Origin of the sequence: Actinomadura barringtoniae (assembly GCF_017573505.1) — a bacterium.
Lineage (GTDB): Bacteria > Actinomycetota > Actinomycetes > Streptosporangiales > Streptosporangiaceae > Spirillospora > Spirillospora barringtoniae.
Map to the genome: position 1 here is coordinate 425,673 of NZ_JAGEOJ010000007.1, position 14,982 is coordinate 440,654.

Consider the following 14,982-nt stretch of genomic DNA (forward strand, 5'->3'; position numbering starts at 1 on the left):
TGGGCGTGAAGGGCGGTTGTCCGCAGAACAGGAAACAAAGGTTGCGGTTTGATCAACCGTTTGTCAGGGGGTCAGGCGTGGCCGGAGCGGATGGAGGTGAGCCAGGCGGCGGCCTCGGTGAAGTCGGTGTCGTGGGTGCCGCGGCGGATCTCGGGGCGGACCTGGTCGGCCCGGGCGTAGGAGCCCAGGTAGCGGACGTCGGCGACGACGCGGCGGAGGCCCATGAGGGCCTCGCCGACGCGGGCGTCCTGGACGTGGCCCTCGAAGTCCATCCAGAAGAGGTAGGAGCCCAGGCCGGCGCCGGTGGGGCGGGACTGGATGAGGGTCAGGTTGATGCCGCGCATGGAGAACTCGTTGAGGATCTCCAGGAGGGCGCCCGGGTGGTCCTCGCCGATGAAGGCGACCACGGTGGTGCGGTCCATGCCGGTCGGGGGAGGCGGGGCGCAGGGGCGGCGGAGCTCGATGAAGCGGGTGACGGCGTCGGCGACGTCGTGGATGTCCTCGGCGAGGACGTCCAGGCCGTAGCGGGCCGCGGCGAACGAGCCGGCGAGGGCGGCGTCGTAGTGGCCGTCGGCGACGTGCTGGGCGGCCTCGGCGTTGGAGGTCGCGGCGCGCCACTCGGCGTCGGGGACGTGCTCGGCGAGCCAGCGGCGGCACTGGGGCTGCGCGATCGGGTGCGAGGAGACCGTCTTGATGTCGCCGAAGCTCGTTCCGGGGCGGACCAGGAGAGCGAACGAGACGGGGATGTGGATCTCGGCGACGATCTGGAGCTGGTCGCCGGTCGCCAGCTCGTCGAGGGTGGTCGGGACCGAGCCCTCGACGGAGTTCTCCAGGGCCACGACGGCGCCGTCGACCTTGTCGCTGCGCAGGGCGTCCAGGACCGCGGGAACGGTCGAGAGGGGCACGTGCTCGGCCTCGGCGGCGCCCGGGATGGTGCGGAGCGCGGCCTCGGTGAACGTGCCCTGCGGTCCCAGGTAGGCGTATCGCATGAAAGGTCTACTCCGTGAGCACGGCGGGTTGTGAGGAACGAGTGTACGTGCCGTGCCGGTGGGAGATCAGGCGCGGGCCGAGGAGGCGCCGAAGTCGGGCAGCGGGTCGTCCATCGTGACGACCGGGCCCTTGCCGAGACGCGCGGCCCGCAGGGCTTGGTTCTCCTCGGGGGACAGCGTCTCGAGGGCGTGCCCGTCCCGGACGACCTTGGCGTACGTGCGGGTCTCGGTGCGCCCGTTGATCGAGCTCACGACGACACCGTCGCCCGTCGCGTTGATCAGGGCGAGCGAGAACGATCGGTGGCCCGACATCTCCTTCAGCGCGTCGTAGTGCACGATGGCGAGATCACGGAGCGCCTGATTGTCGACGGCCCCGCTGGCGACCTGAAGTTGCCGCCGGAGCACTTCCGCGCACTCCTCGACGACCTGGTTCACCCTGTTGTGGGCCACCACCGCGATGGACAGTCCGGCCACCCCGGCAACCAAACCGGCGACGGCCACCGCTACCAGCATCACGGGGCGAGCGTACCGACCCGGGGCTCACTCGGAGAAGGATCCGGCCGATCCGGGCCGCTCACCAGCCTGTCCACCAGCCATCTTCCCAGTACGATGATCAAGATCACAGCGGCGAGGCCGAAGGCGTCCTGGATGATCCGGCCGAAGAAACGCGTGATGAGAAGGTGGTTGCGGCCCGACATCGCGGCACCCCACCAGGGCAGCGGGAAGAGGAAGTAGACCCAGAGCGCGGCGGCGATCAGACATCTTCGCGTGTCCCGTCCGTCACCGGCCAAAGCCCCGAGAACCGCGATCATCCAAACGAGGTGGTGCATCCAGCCCACCGGGGACAGCAGGACCGACAGCAGGCCGGTGATCGCGATGGCGGCGAGCAGGGCGCTGTAGGCGGCCGGTCCGGCGGCGCGGTCGGCGGGCGGCAGGAGGTCGGTGCCGTTGAACGGGCCGAACGGTCCTGGCCCGGCGAGGCGGTCGGCGACCATGGAGGCGCGGCGGGCGTACCGGAAGCCGATGTAGGCGACCGCGAGCGCCAGCACGAGCCACAGCAGGGAACGGACCGGTCCCTCGGGGATCAGCCTGGACACCATGCCGTTGACCGCCTGGTTGGTGGTGGCGGTGATCGATCCGGTCCGGTCGCCGCCCTCCAGGAGTGCGCCGAACCAGTAGTCCTTGGAGTCGGCGGGCAGCAGCGCGAACGTGCCGAGGGTGGCCGCGGCGGCGGTCAGCACGGCGTTCTTCAGCGCGTCGCGGCGGCCGGTGATGAGGAAGTAGATGAGGAAGACGCCCGGCACGAGCTTGATCGCGATGGCGAGGCCGACCAGCATGCCGCGCGGCCAGCGGGCCGTCCGGGCGGCGCAGTCGGCCAGGCAGAGCGCCATCAGGAAGAACCCGACCTGCCCGAACCGCATCTGGTCGAAGCTCGGCCACATCCATCCGGCCGCGCCGACCAGCGCGCCGGCGGCGACCGGCGCCCAGCGGCCGGCGCGGGCGATGAGGTCGCGGAACGCGTAGCAGACGATGATCGCCAGCGCCGCGTACATCAGAACGGTCCACGCCCACTGGTCGCCCTGCCAGGACATCCAGGTGAACGGGACGGCCAGGATCGCGGCGAACGGCGGGTAGGTGAACGGCAGCAGCTGCGGCGGCTGGGTGAGGACGTCGTAGAGGGGCGCGCCGCGGCGGACCGCGTTCCCGCCGTCCAGGTAGACCTCGAGGTCGACGAGCCGCTGGTCGGGCGGGTTCGTCAGCCAGTGCGCGACGATCGGCGCGATCACCGCGACCGCGACGGCGATCCCGGCCGCCAGGATCAGCAGATCCTGCGGGCTCCGGGGCCTCCCCCACCGCCGAGCGGGCCGCGATCCCTTGATCGCCTCGCGGCCGTCGTTGCCTGCACGCATGTTCCCATCCTGGCGTAAGCCGCCCACTAACCTTGACGCATGGGGCAACGGGGGCTGGTATCGGGCACTCCGGCGCGCACGCACGGGGCCGTCTTGATCAAGACGGTGGTCGGCGTCGCCGCGCTGGGCGTGCTCAGCTTGTTGATCTCGCTGCGTCCCGCCGCGGCCCACGCCGACCGGGTCCCGGCCGCCACGGCCGCGTCCACAGCCGCAGCCGCGCCCGCGCCCGCGCCCACGGTGGTCATCGGGATTCCGGGGCTGATGTGGAGCGACCTCGGCGAGCACCGGACACCGACGCTGTGGCGGCTGACCGGTGAGGGCGGCGCGGGCGGGCTCAGTGTCCGTACGACGCGCCCCAGCACCTGCCCGATGGACGGCTGGCTGACGCTGTCGGCGGGCCAGCGGGCCCGGATGGCGAACGGGAACTGCGGACTACCCTCGGCCCCCGTTCTGCCTGGTCAGCCCGTTTCCGGTGGGGTCGCGCCCCCCGAGGGCGGCGCCGTCGCCCCCGGCTGGCAGATGATCAAGAACGACAACGCCCACACCTCGTACCACGCGCAGGTGGGCCTGCTCGGCGACGCCGTCCACAAGGCCCGGATGTGCACCACGGCGGTCGGGCCGGGCGCGGTCTTCGGGCTCGCGGACGGCTCCGGCAAGGTCGATCACTACGTCGCCTCTCCGGACAAGGCCACGGCGGCCGACTGGACGCGCTGCGGGCTCACCGCGGTCGAGATCGACGGCCTCTTCCGCACGTTCGTCAGCGCGGGCGTCGACCCCAAGGGCGACCAGGTCCCGGTCCCGCGCAAGAAGCGGCTGGCGGCGGCGGCCGCGGCGGACCAGCAGGTCGCCAAGGTCCTGGCCGGGCTGCCCTCGAACGCCGTCGTCCTCATCGCGGGCCTCTCCGACGTCAAGCCCCAGGCCCACCTCCGCGTCGCGATCGCCAAGGGAACCCCGTTCAAGCCGGGCTACCTGACCTCCAGCGCCACCCGCCAGGACGGGCTGGTCACCCTCACCGACCTGACCGCGACCGCGCTGCAGCTGCTGAACCTCCCGCAGCCCGAGCAGGCCGTCGGCTCACCGTGGGACGCCAAGGCCAGTGACGCGAGCACCGCGGACAAGGTCGAGACGCTCCGCGAGCAGGACGTCGCCGCGCAGGCGGTCCGCCGCGTCCAGGGGTCGTTCTTCCTGGTCCTGGGCAGCACGCAGCTCGTCCTGTACGGGATCGCGGCGCTGGCACTGCGGCGGCGCTGGAAGGGCCAGGGCACCCGCCTGCGGATCCTGAACGGCACGCGTTTCGTCGCTCTGTTCTGGGGCGCGATCCCGTGCGCGTCGTTCCTCGCCGGGCTGGTGCCCTGGTGGCAGGTCCCGCATCCCATCCCGGTCCTGATCGTCACGGTCCTGGGCTTCGGCGCGCTGATCGCCTCGGTCTCGCTCGCCGGTCCCTGGCGGGGATCGGTGACCACGCCCGGCCTGGTGATCGCCGCCATCACGGCGACCGTGCTCGCGCTGGACGTGATGACCGGCTCGAACCTGCAGATCAACACGCTGCTGGGCTACACGGCGATCGTCGCGGGCCGCTTCTACGGCTTCGGCAATCAGGCGTTCGCGCTGTTCGCGGTGGCGGCGATCCTGACGGCGGCCTGGCTGGCCGAATACCCGCTGCGGCAGGGCCGTAAGGACCTCGCCATCGCGCTCGTCGCCGTGATCGGCGTGGCCGCGGTCGCGATCGACGGCCTGCCCGCCTGGGGCGCCGACTTCGGCGGCGTGCTGGCCCTGGTACCGACGTTCGCCATGCTCGGCCTGATGATCTCCGGTCGCCGGGTGTCGCTGGTCAAGGTCGGGCTGTTCGGCCTGGCCGGCGTGGTGCTGGTGCTGGCGATCTCGTACTGGAACGCGCGGAGCGCCCACCCGACGCACCTCGGCCGGTTCTGGCAGGACCTGGTGAACGGGGACGCCTGGGGCACCGTCACCCGCAAGTTCGACTCGATGATCGGCAGCCTCGGGTTCTGGCCGTTCACGGTGCCGCTGGCGGGCGCGATCATCTTCCTCTACTTCGTGCTGATGCGGCCGACGCGCTGGCGGGCCTCGCTGCTGGACCGGGCGTACGCGCACAGCGACACGACGCGGCCCGCGCTGGTCTGCTCCCTCACCGTCGGAATCATCGGCACGCTGGTGAACGACTCGGGCGTGGTGATCCTCGCGGTCGCGTTCAGCCTCGCGATCCCGCTGGTGCTCGCGGCGACCGTCCGGGCGCTGGAGCTGGACGCTCCGGGCGGCGGCACGCCAGGATCAGCGCGACCAGAACCCCGGTCAGCGCCAACGGGATGACCACCGGCCGGACCGCGGTGAACAGCCAGGACAGCCCGTCCGGCAGCCGGATCAGCTTGGGATCGCGGGCGGGCAGGTAGGCCAGGCTGAGCGCCCCGGTGTGCGCGAGCAGGATCGCGTCGAAGCGCGACCAGGGGAGCAGCGCGATCACCGCCCAGCCGAACCCGTCGTACCAGGGCAGCTCGTACGGCGCCGCGAACAGCCAGGCGATCACCAGCGCGGCGGCGATCCGGCGGCTCTGCCCGGCGGGCTCGTCCCGTTCACCGGGCAGGGCGCGGGCCAGCAGCACGACCAGCACGACCATCAGCGCCAGCCAGCCGATCTTGATGATGGTGCGCTGCCCGCCGCGGCCGAGCAGGGTGTCGACCAGATGCCAGGGCGTGGCGAACGAGACCATGTTGCTGGCGTTCCGCACCTGGTCGAACGCGTGCGAACCGGCGGCGGTGAACGCGATCAACGCGACCAGCCCGGCGCCGCCGAACAGCGCGACCAGCCCCCACCAGGCGCGACGATCCCGTTCGGAGAACGCGCGCCGCGGCAGGACCCAGGCCGGTCCGCCTCCGACCAGCGCGGCCGGAAGCTTGATCGCCACGCCCGCGCCGACCAGTGCGCCCGTCGCCAGCGTTCGCCACAGGCCCGCGCGTTTCGCCGCCGAGAAGAGAGCGACCGAGGCGACCATCGGCGCGATCGCGAGCACGTCGTTGTGCGCGCCCGCGACCAGGTGGAACAGCAGCAGCGGGTTGCACGTCCACAGCAGCACGCCGCGCAGCCGCCCGGGCTCGCCGCCCGCGCTCCGGTAGAGCACCAGCGCCGTGATCACGAACGCCAGCGCGTTGGTGACCGACAGCACGAAGACGGTGAGCCGCATCGACTCGCCGCCGATCCACGAGGCGAACGCCTCCTGCGCGGTGGCGATCGGCCCGTACACCGACGGCGTGGTCCGCCACTCCTCGACCGCGCCGATCACCGGGTCGCCGGGCACGTCCACCGAGCGCGTGACGTACGGGTCGTGGCCGGTGACCGCCATCCGCCCGTACGCCGCGTAGTTGAGATGGTCACCGGAGCCGATCGGCGGCATGAACGAGAACGCCGCCGTGACCAGCAATCCGGCGATGAGCAGCGGGAACGGCCGAGGCCGCCAGCCCCGCCGTACGGCCGGCATGCACAGCCCGAGCCCGGCCACCCCGGCCAGGATCCCTGCCGCGACAAGGCCGATCACCAGGTACGGGGAGGGATGGACGGTCAGAGAGTAGGGAGGCTGACCGGACTTTCCGGGGAGAGCGGGCTGCATCGCCGACGGGCCGAGCAACGCCGTGACCAGGAAACACGCGACGCTGCCCCCGACGAGGCCGAGTCCCGCACCTCCCAGCCGCCGGCCGCCGGCCGCGTCGGCAGAGGTCACGGGCGACGGCCGCGAAGCCGGGCCAGGCGCCGCGTCACGGCGGGGTCGCGCGTCGCGAGGGCACGGGCCACGTCGCGGAACTGCCGGCCGCGGTGCACCTGAGCGCGCCAGTCGGTGCCGGTGGCGCGGTGGGCCAGCGGCACCTCGACCTCCTCGACCCGGAAGCCCTTGCGGAGCAGGTCGATGGTCAGCGCGGTCTCGACCCCGAACCCGGCGGCCAGCGGACGCGCGGCCTCGAACGCGGCGCGGGTCAGGCAGCGCTGGCCGTTCAGCGGCTGGGTGGCCTCGAAACCGGTGGCGCGCTTGATGCCGTCGCGCGACAGCCGGACGACGAAGCCGTGCCCGCCGAGCTTCACCGTCGACGAGAACACCGCGATCGTCATGTCGGCCTCGCCGCGCCGCACCGGCTCGGCGAGCGGCGCCGCCTCGCGCGCGGTCTCGGCCAGGTCGGCGTCCAGGAACAGCAGGTGGCGGGGCTGGTCACGGCCGTCGTCCAGCAGCCGTACGGCCTCGGCGCCGCTCTCCATCGCCGCGCCCTTGCCCCGGTTGCGGCTGTGCCGCACGACGCGGGCGCCGGCCGACTCGGCCACCCGGCCCGTTCCGTCGGACGAGCCGTCGTCGACCACGACCACCAGATCGGCGCCGGGCAGCTCCAGGGCCGCCTTCACGGTCGCCGCGATCCGGTCCGCCTCGTCCTTGGCCGGGATGATCACCGCTACATCCTGCATACCGGCGATCGTAGCGACGACGGGCGCCCGCACAGGGCGGTCGCCACGCGACGGGCCGCATCCCGGGCGGGCGTCCGGGCATAAGGACGACCCGCAGGGCGTGGCCCCGCGGGTCGTTGACGGTTATGGACGGGTCAGGACGCGGGCGGTCAGCCGGCGTCCATCGCGGGGACCGCGTCGGTCACGGAGAACACCGTGTCAAGCCCGGTGACCTGCAGGATCCGCTTCACCGCCGGGCGCGGCGCGGCCAACTCGAGCATGCCGCCCTGCTCCTTCAGCCGCTTCATGGCGGCGAGCAGCACGTTCATGCCGGTCGAGTCACAGAACTCGACACCGCTCAGGTCGACCACGATGCGGTCGACCTGCTGTTCGCGCAGCAGCCCGGCAAGGGCCGTCTGCAGGCGAGGCGCGGTGTACAGGTCGAGTTCGCCGGTCGCTGTGACGACGGCGTGACCTCCCTGAGACGCAGTCGAGACGTTTAGCTCCACGCCCGGCACACTATCGGGCCGACGGCCGGCGAGCCAGGGAGTTCGGTAAGTCCCGTGTCGTTTGGGCGTGTCAGGGGGGTTCGGCACCGTGACAAGCCCCCATGATTCACCGAATACACGGCCATTCGGCGCGTCGGCCGCCGCATTCCTCGCCGCGGTCGCCTACATGATCACGATTCGCCGGTGTCCTGCCCGGACCGCCACCTGGCCGTCACCGGACCCGGTGAACTGGCCGATTCGCCCTTCACGCGCGCGCCGAGTGAGGGAGGCTGAGCAGGTGGAACAGCGGAAGTGCCAGACGGCCACCGCCCCGCACCGGGGGATGAGCCGCAGATGAAGGCCGAGCGAAGCGTCGATCCGCGCGAGGTCCGGCTGCGCGAACGGCTGCAGGCCATCCGGGCCCGCTCGGAGAAATCCAACTCGTGGAGATCCTCCACGCAGTACCTGTCCCGCCTGATCAACAAGTCGGGCTTCGTGCCCATCCGGACCCGCCTGTCGCGCGAGGACCTGACCTTCATCGCCGGGGCACGGGATGAAGTGATCACGTTCGCCGAGCTCGGCATCCGGCTGCTCGACCTGCACCGCCCCCAGGACGCGGGCGGCATCACCAGCGACCCCGACAGCCCGATCCGCCGCTGCCGCGCCTGCATGTGGCGCTGGCCCTGCCCGACGTTCCGCGCCATCGACGAGGCCATCGAGCGCTGAGCCGTCAAGGCTGCTGCCCCGCTCCCCAAGGCCGCGGCGGCCCCCGCGAACGCCGCGACCATGGAGAGTCGTTCTCAGTCGGCTAGACGAACCGCTGTCAGTCGGCCAGGCGACCCGTTCTCAGTCGCCCAGGCGACCCGCTGTCAGTCGCCCAGGCGGAGGCCGAGCTGCGCGCCCTTGCCGCTCACCTTGAAGGTGCCGGGCCCGAACGCGAACGCGCCCGCGATCGGCAGGACGCCCGACGCGCGGCCCTTGATGAGGGTCACCGAACCGTCGCCGCGGTTCTCCCCCGGAGCGCCGATCGTCAGGTCGGCGCGGCCGTCACGGTTGTTGTCCCCCAGGGCGACCTGAGCGCCGAACGCGTCGCCGCGCTCCGCACCGCCCGGCACACCCGCGGTGTCCTGCGACATCCACTGCGCGCCCGTGCCGGTCAGCCCGTTCGCCCGCCCGAAGAGCAGGTACGCGCCGCCCGCGCCACCGGCGGAGCCGACCTTGACGCCCGGGGCGCCGACCGCGAGGTCGGCCTTGCCGTCGTGGTTGACGTCGCCCACCGACAGGTCGGCGCCGAAGCGGTTGCCGGCGGTGCTCGCGCCGGGGATCCCGGCGGTGTTCTGGCTGAACGAGGTCTGGGCCCACTGGTGGACGCCGTTCACCGAGCCCGCGAAGACGGTCACCCGGCCGCCGGTGTGGCCGCCGTCGCCCGGCTGGCCGATCGCCACGTCGGCGCGCCGGTCACCGTTGAAGTCGCCGACCGCGATCGGGCCGACCTCGGCGGAGACGTTCGACTTCATGGTGAGCTCGTCCCGGTTCTTGGCCGACCAGATGCTGACGTCGTTGCGGTACTGCGTGGACTTGGGGTCCCGCCAGGCGAGCACGATCTGCGGGTAGCCCAGGCCGAGGATGTCGCCGCTGTAGACCATGGCGGTGACGGGGCTCAACGCGGTGGACCGCGCACCCGGAACGGCCAGCCTGTGCTGAACGGCCCGCGCCGACCTCGCGCCCGGGTCGTAGGCGAACCAGCCCCAGCCGTAAGTGCCGGAGTAGGCGAAGTCGGCGTGGCCTCCGTGGTTGAAGTCTCCAGCCGTCAGGGAGAGCCCGACCCGCTCGTTGGCTGAGGAACCGGAAACGCCTGAGCTGTAGGCATGGGTGGAGAGCCCCGACTTGGTCCCGTAGAAGACCGTGAAGCTGCCGACGTTCTTCTTGGAGGAGTCCTCGTCGGGGGAACTGACGACCAGGTCCGCGCGACCGTCCCGGTTGAAGTCGGCGGAGGTCACGGCGTAACCGAAGTGGTCGCCCGCCTCGGCCGCGCCGGGGACGCCCTTGGTGTCCTGGGTGAGGACCTGGCGCTTGCCGGTGTTGAGGCCGCCGCGCGAGCCGTAGGTCACGGTGACGAAGCCGGCGCCGGCCTTGCCGCTCACCTTGCCGTTCGGGCTGCCGATCGCCAGGTCGCGGTAGCCGTCGCCGTTGAAGTCGTACGGCTTGGCGGGCGAGGCGGCTGAGGCGGCGGGCGCCAGGGCGGTGAGGCCGAGGGCGCCGACGCAGCCCGTGACGGCGACACCGGCGACCAGCCGGGGGAGGACACGCTTGCGCAACTGAACGGACCTTCCGGAACGAGCACGTCTGTATGACGCGCGATACAGAAGTGACGTGTGTCCAGAATGCGCGGTTTACCCACCCGGAAAACTTTCCTTACTAATCCGGAGTTCAGCCGATCTCATCGCTGGTTCAGTGGCCCAGCCGGTTGCCAAGATGCGCTCCCTTGCCCCGTACACCGAGGGCACCGGCGCCCACGACCGCCGCGCCTCGCGTCGTCAGACCGCCCTTGCCGCCGCGCACGAACGTGACCCCGCCGTTGCCCCGATCCTCGTCGGGCGCACCGGCCGTAAGGTCCGCGGCGCCGTCCCCGTCGTGGTCGAGGAGCCCGACCTGCGTGCCGAAGTTCTCGTACGCCGCGGCGGTGCCGGGCACGCCCTTGGTGTTCTCCGTGATCGCCTGCGCGCCACGGCCGGTGAGCCCGCCCGGCGCACCGAACAGCACGTACGCGCGGCCGACGTTGAACGTCCGCCCGATGTCGACCCGGGGCGCACCGACCGCGAGGTCGGCGCGGCCGTCGCGATTGACGTCGCCCACGGCGAGTGAGTAGCCGAACAGGTCCTCGTTGATCCCCGCGCCCGGCACGCCCGGCGTGGCCTGGTCGATGCCGTACGAGCCGCCGAGGCCGAACATCGAGCCCCGGTAGACGGTCACCCGGCCGCCGACGGAAGGCTTGTCGTAGGTGTCCCCGACCGCGACGTCCGCGCGCCGGTCACCGTCGAAGTCCCCGACCGCGAGCGCGTGAACGGTCGTGTAGACCGTGCGGCCCGTGCTGAACCGCCCGTTCGCGCCGCCGTAGAAGACCGTGAAGCCGCGCCGCTGCGAGACCTCGCCGCCGTCGTAGTCGTACCAGCCGTAGACCACGTCGCCGCGCCCGTCACCGTTGATGTCACCGGCCGCCACCCACGACCTGTCCACGTCCGCACGCCCCGCTGCTGACGCCGTCCCCGGCTTCGACGCCGTGGTCCGGGTGTTGAAGTAGATCCAGGTGAACGTGCTGGTGCCGGGAACGGTGACGATGAGCTCGGGGGAGCCGTCGCCCTGGATGTCGGTGACGGTCAGCTCCTCGCCGAACCGGTGCAGGGCGCCTGCCGTACGCGCTTCCCCGTAGGCGCTGCCCTTGCCCAGTCCCTTCCGGGAGCCCCACAGGATCGTCACGCCGCCCGCATTGGTCTTGCCGCCCGCGTCCTCCTCGGGGGCACCGATGGCGAGGTCGGCGTAGCCGTCCCGGTCGAAGTCGGCCGAGGCCAGCGAGGAACCGAAGTGGTCGCCCGCCTCGGGAGCGCCTGGGACACCCGCCGTGGCCTGGCTGATCACCTTCTTGCGCGCGCCGTTCAGGCCCTTGCGCGACCCGTAGAGCACGCTCACGAGCCCGGCGCCGCGCCTGCCCGCCACGGTGGCGCTGGGGCTGCCGATCGCCAGGTCGCGGTAGCCGTCGCCGTTGAAGTCGTACGGCCTGCCCGCCGCACGCGCCGCCGCCGCCGCAGAGGCGGAGGCTAGGACTGAGGCAGGGACAGCGAGCCCCAGGATCAGGCTCGCCGCGAGGCCGGCCGCCGCCACTCCACTACGCACAAAGTCTCCCGAGGCATGAGCAACCGGTTATAAACGCGGTGTCCAATAACTCCAGGAACGCTACTCCCTGTAAGCAATCCCTTATCTGATGTGACGCGACCCACAACGGGACATCTGGGGGCTCGATGGCTTTGCAAGTAATGCCTGGTCAATGACCAGATCATCAGTTGCCTCGGACGCCGTTGCGGAGCCCGGACGAGCCCGGCGCGTGGGTCCACGATGAGCTAGATCACCGATGAGGCGCTGATCACAGACTCCGTCGCGACCACGGAGAGCGACCTATCGATTTGTCGACAAATCGACTCTCGGAGAGTTCTTACGGTTCGCGTACGTGACCGGCCGGGCCCGCCCCACCTCGCCGCCGCAGGATTAGCGTGCGAAGCATGCAGGTGCTCATCACCGGATCCGCCGGATTCATCGGATCGCACATCGCCGAGGAACTCCTCCGGCGCGGCCACGACGTACGCGGCCTTGACCTGACCGACGGCGGCGCTGACGGCAACGGCGGCGACGTGCGCGATGCCGCGACCGTGGCCCGCCATCTGGCCGGGGTCGACGTCGTCTGCCATCAGGCCGCGATGGTCGGGCTGGGCGTGGACATCATGGACCTTCCGGGGTACGTGTCCACCAACGACCTCGGCACCGCCGTGCTGCTGGCCGAGATGGCGCGCGCACGCGTGACCGGCCTCGTGCTGGCCTCGTCGATGGTCGTGTACGGCGAGGGCGCGTACGAGTGCGCCGAGCACGGACCGGCCAGGCCCCTGCCCCGTACGGCCGAAGCACTCGACGCGGGCCGGTTCGAACCGTTGTGCACAGCCTGTGGACAACCACTCGCGCCCGGGACCGTCACCGAGTCCGCCGCGCTCGATCCGCGCAACGTCTACGCCGACACCAAGGTCGCGCAGGAGCACCTGACGGCCTCATGGGCCCGTACGACCGGCGGCCGCGCGATCGCCCTGCGCTACCACAACGTCTACGGGCCGAGGATGCCGCGCGACACCCCGTACGCCGGAGTCGCCGCCATCTTCCGCTCCCACCTGGCCAACGGCCGCGCTCCCCAGGTCTTCGAGGACGGCGCCCAGCGCCGCGACTTCGTTCACGTCCGTGACGTCGCCGTCGCGAACGCCCTGGCCGTCGAGGCCGTCGCCGAGCGCCCGGCGGGCGGGCTGCGGCCCTACAACGTCGCCAGCGGGCACCCCCACACCGTCGGCGAGATGGCGCACGCCCTCGCGCGTGCGTGCGGCGGTCCCGAGCCGGTGGTCACAGGGGCCCACCGGCTCGGCGACGTTCGCCACATCGTCGCCTCCCCCGGCCGCGCCGCCGCCGAGCTCGGCTTCCGCGCACAGATCGCGTTCGAGGACGGCATGGCCGAGTTCGCCGCCGAGAGCGAACTGGTCTCCTAGCTGCCGATAGGCCGCCTAAAGGCCGCCTAGCCGCCCAGGGGGAGCCGGACGACGAAGCGGCAGCCGTCGCCCGCGTTCACCACGCCGATCTCCCCCGCGTGCGCCTCGACGATGCCGCGCGCGATGGCCAGGCCGAGTCCCGCGCCGCCGCCCGGTGTCCGGGCGGTCTCGCCGCGGAACGCGACGTCGAACACGCGCGGCAGATCCTCCTCGGGGATGCCGCCGCACGCGTCCGCCACGGTCACGCAGGCGGCGCCGTCGCGTTCCTCGCCCGTGATCTCGATCGTTCCGTCGCTCGGGGTGTGGCGGATCGCGTTCACCACCAGGTTGCGCAGCGCGCGGCCGAGCTCACCGGCGTCGGCCTCCACGGGCAGGCCCGGCTGCACCGCGCCCTGCAGCCGCACGCCCTTGGCCCGGGCGAGCGCCTCCGCGCTCGCCAGCGCCTCGGCGACCAGGTCGTCCAGGCCGATCCGGCTGCGCGACAGGCGCAGCGCGCCCGCGTGGATGCGCGACAGCTCGAAGAGGTCGTCGACCATCTCGGTCAAGCGGTCGGACTCGACCCTGATGCGCCGGTGGTAGCGGGCGACCGTGCCCGGATCGGCTACCACCTCGTCCTCCAGCGCCTCGGCCATCGCGCGCAGCCCGGCCAGGGGAGTGCGCAGGTCATGGCTCACCCAGGCGACCAGCTCCCGGCGGCTCGCCTCCAGCGCCTGCTCGCGCCGGTGGGCGGCGGCGAGGCGTTCGTACGCGGCGTCCAGCTCGCGGGACAGCTCGGCCAGCTCGGCGGGCAGCCGGGCCGCCGGGATCTCGTACGGCTCGGACCGCACGGCGTTCACCAGCACGCGGTTGGCGGCCACCAGGCGGCGTCCGAGCAGGACCGACACCGCGACCGCCACCACGCCCGCGGCGGTCACCACGGTCAGCACGACCTTGAGGTCATGGTCGTTGATCATCATCATCAGTGAGATCACGACGATCCCCGACAGCGTGGCGAGGACGGTCGAGACGCCGACGACGGTCAGCTGGATCGCGACCGAGCTGCCGCGCAGCGCGTGCAGCAGCGCGAGGCCGACGCCCGCCACGATCGCCGCGGCGAGCGCCGAGTACCAGGCGACCCACAGCAGGTCCTGGAGAGGGATCATCATGAGCCGGCCTCCGTCTCCGTCGGCTCGTAGCGATAGCCGACCCCCCACACGGTGACGATCCGGGCCGGGACGGTGGGGTCGGGCTCGATCTTCTCCCGCAGCCGCCGCACGTGGACGGTGACCGTGGAGGAGTCGCCGAACGACCAGCCCCACACCTGCTGCAACAGCTGGTCGCGGGCGAACGCCTGGCGCGGGTTGCGCATCAGGAAGACCAGCAGGTCGAACTCGCGGGCGGTGAGCGCCAGCTCCTCGCCGCCCCGGCTCGCCTCGTGCGCGCTGACGTCGACGACCAGGTCGCCGTCGCGCAGCACGCCCGTTCCGCCGGGGACGAGCGCCCCGCGTGCGCGGCGCAGCACCGACTTCACGCGCAGGGCCAGCTCGCGCGGGCTGAACGGCTTGGTCACGTAGTCGTCGGCGCCGGTCTCCAGCCCCACCAGCCGGTCGGTCTCCTCACCGAGCGCGGTGAGCATGACGATCGGAACGGGGGAGGTCTCGCGCAGGCGCCGGCACACTTCCAGGCCGCCCATCCCGGGCAGCATCAGATCGAGCACGATCAGGTCGGGCGGGTCGCTTTGGGCGCGGCGCAGGGCCTCGACGCCGTCGGCCACGCACTCCACCTGGTGCCCATCGCGCTGCAGGTAGCGGGCGACGACCTCGGCCACGGTCGGGTCGTCGTCCACGACCAGGATGCGGCCGGCGACGTCGGCGGGGGTCACCAC

At 72.0% G+C, this 14,982-nt stretch carries 13 protein-coding genes; 3 read left to right on the plus strand and 10 right to left on the minus strand.

All coding sequences use genetic code 11. The features are described 5' to 3' along the window. Positions 1-71: 71 nt before the first annotated feature. The 3 genes from pheA to J4573_RS19685 form a co-directional block, all read right to left on the minus strand. The gene (pheA, locus tag J4573_RS19675) at positions 72-989 is read right to left on the minus strand and encodes a prephenate dehydratase (RefSeq protein WP_208257187.1); all 918 of its coding nucleotides are present in this window, start codon (positions 987-989) and stop codon (positions 72-74) included. 66 nt (positions 990-1,055) lie between these two features. Next, entirely contained in the window at positions 1,056-1,502 is a 447-nt protein-coding gene (locus J4573_RS19680) for a DUF4446 family protein (RefSeq protein WP_208257266.1), read from the minus strand. Next, a complete protein-coding gene (locus J4573_RS19685; protein WP_208257188.1) occupies positions 1,502-2,899 on the minus strand; it encodes a glycosyltransferase 87 family protein in 1,398 nt (465 codons plus the stop codon). The genes J4573_RS19680 and J4573_RS19685 overlap by 1 nt, the downstream gene beginning before the upstream one ends. Positions 2,900-2,938: 39 nt before the next feature. Here J4573_RS19685 and J4573_RS19690 point away from each other — a divergent pair, with 39 nt between their 5' ends. Continuing rightward, positions 2,939-5,227: a hypothetical protein gene (locus J4573_RS19690; protein WP_243773232.1), complete on the plus strand. Its 2,289-nt coding sequence runs from the start codon at positions 2,939-2,941 to the stop codon at positions 5,225-5,227. Here the strand turns inward: J4573_RS19690 and J4573_RS19695 are convergent. The 3 genes from J4573_RS19695 to J4573_RS19705 all read right to left on the minus strand — a co-directional run bounded on the left by J4573_RS19695 (position 5,109) and on the right by J4573_RS19705 (position 7,845). After that, positions 5,109-6,629, minus strand: coding sequence for an MptA/MptB family glycosyltransferase (locus J4573_RS19695; protein WP_208257189.1), 1,521 nt, complete (start codon positions 6,627-6,629; stop codon positions 5,109-5,111). The genes J4573_RS19690 and J4573_RS19695 overlap by 119 nt on opposite strands. Then, on the minus strand, positions 6,626-7,357 hold the full coding sequence (locus J4573_RS19700) for a glycosyltransferase family 2 protein (protein WP_208257190.1): 732 nt from the start codon (positions 7,355-7,357) through the stop codon (positions 6,626-6,628). Before J4573_RS19700 ends, J4573_RS19695 begins: the two co-directional genes overlap by 4 nt. A gap of 149 nt (positions 7,358-7,506) precedes the next feature. Continuing rightward, the gene (locus J4573_RS19705) at positions 7,507-7,845 is read right to left on the minus strand and encodes an STAS domain-containing protein (RefSeq protein WP_208257191.1); all 339 of its coding nucleotides are present in this window, start codon (positions 7,843-7,845) and stop codon (positions 7,507-7,509) included. 333 nt (positions 7,846-8,178) lie between these two features. Between J4573_RS19705 and J4573_RS19710 the strand changes: the two genes are divergently transcribed. Beyond that, positions 8,179-8,550, plus strand: a complete 372-nt coding sequence (locus J4573_RS19710; RefSeq protein ID WP_208257192.1) for a hypothetical protein — start codon at positions 8,179-8,181, stop codon at positions 8,548-8,550. A gap of 143 nt (positions 8,551-8,693) precedes the next feature. On the opposite strand, the gene J4573_RS19715 is transcribed toward J4573_RS19710, so the two are convergent. Then, positions 8,694-10,142, minus strand: coding sequence for an FG-GAP and VCBS repeat-containing protein (locus J4573_RS19715; RefSeq protein WP_208257193.1), 1,449 nt, complete (start codon positions 10,140-10,142; stop codon positions 8,694-8,696). Between the two features lie 133 nt (positions 10,143-10,275). Continuing rightward, the gene (locus J4573_RS19720) at positions 10,276-11,715 is read right to left on the minus strand and encodes an FG-GAP-like repeat-containing protein (protein ID WP_307796718.1); all 1,440 of its coding nucleotides are present in this window, start codon (positions 11,713-11,715) and stop codon (positions 10,276-10,278) included. A gap of 383 nt (positions 11,716-12,098) precedes the next feature. On the opposite strand from J4573_RS19720, the gene J4573_RS19725 reads away from it, so the two are divergent. Then, positions 12,099-13,118: an NAD-dependent epimerase/dehydratase family protein gene (locus J4573_RS19725; RefSeq protein ID WP_208257194.1), complete on the plus strand. Its 1,020-nt coding sequence runs from the start codon at positions 12,099-12,101 to the stop codon at positions 13,116-13,118. A 26-nt stretch (positions 13,119-13,144) separates the two neighbouring features. Here J4573_RS19725 and J4573_RS19730 read toward each other — a convergent pair whose 3' ends face one another. Beyond that, on the minus strand, positions 13,145-14,263 hold the full coding sequence (locus tag J4573_RS19730; RefSeq protein WP_243773233.1) for a sensor histidine kinase: 1,119 nt from the start codon (positions 14,261-14,263) through the stop codon (positions 13,145-13,147). Beyond that, positions 14,260-14,982, minus strand: coding sequence for a response regulator (locus J4573_RS19735; RefSeq protein ID WP_307796720.1), 723 nt, complete (start codon positions 14,980-14,982; stop codon positions 14,260-14,262). The genes J4573_RS19730 and J4573_RS19735 overlap by 4 nt, the downstream gene beginning before the upstream one ends.

What these genes read in the sequence shown, in the direction of transcription:
- pheA (WP_208257187.1), bottom strand. Translation starts at nt 989, where the DNA reads ATGCGATACGCCTACCTGGGACCGCAGGGCACGTTCACCGAGGCCGCG.
- J4573_RS19730 (WP_243773233.1), bottom strand. Translation starts at nt 14,263, where the DNA reads ATGATGATCCCTCTCCAGGACCTGCTGTGGGTCGCCTGGTACTCGGCG.
- J4573_RS19725 (WP_208257194.1), top strand. Translation starts at nt 12,099, where the DNA reads ATGCAGGTGCTCATCACCGGATCCGCCGGATTCATCGGATCGCACATC.
- J4573_RS19680 (WP_208257266.1), bottom strand. Translation starts at nt 1,502, where the DNA reads ATGCTGGTAGCGGTGGCCGTCGCCGGTTTGGTTGCCGGGGTGGCCGGA.
- J4573_RS19710 (WP_208257192.1), top strand. Translation starts at nt 8,179, where the DNA reads ATGAAGGCCGAGCGAAGCGTCGATCCGCGCGAGGTCCGGCTGCGCGAA.
- J4573_RS19700 (WP_208257190.1), bottom strand. Translation starts at nt 7,357, where the DNA reads ATGCAGGATGTAGCGGTGATCATCCCGGCCAAGGACGAGGCGGACCGG.
- J4573_RS19690 (WP_243773232.1), top strand. Translation starts at nt 2,939, where the DNA reads ATGGGGCAACGGGGGCTGGTATCGGGCACTCCGGCGCGCACGCACGGG.
- J4573_RS19685 (WP_208257188.1), bottom strand. Translation starts at nt 2,899, where the DNA reads ATGCGTGCAGGCAACGACGGCCGCGAGGCGATCAAGGGATCGCGGCCC.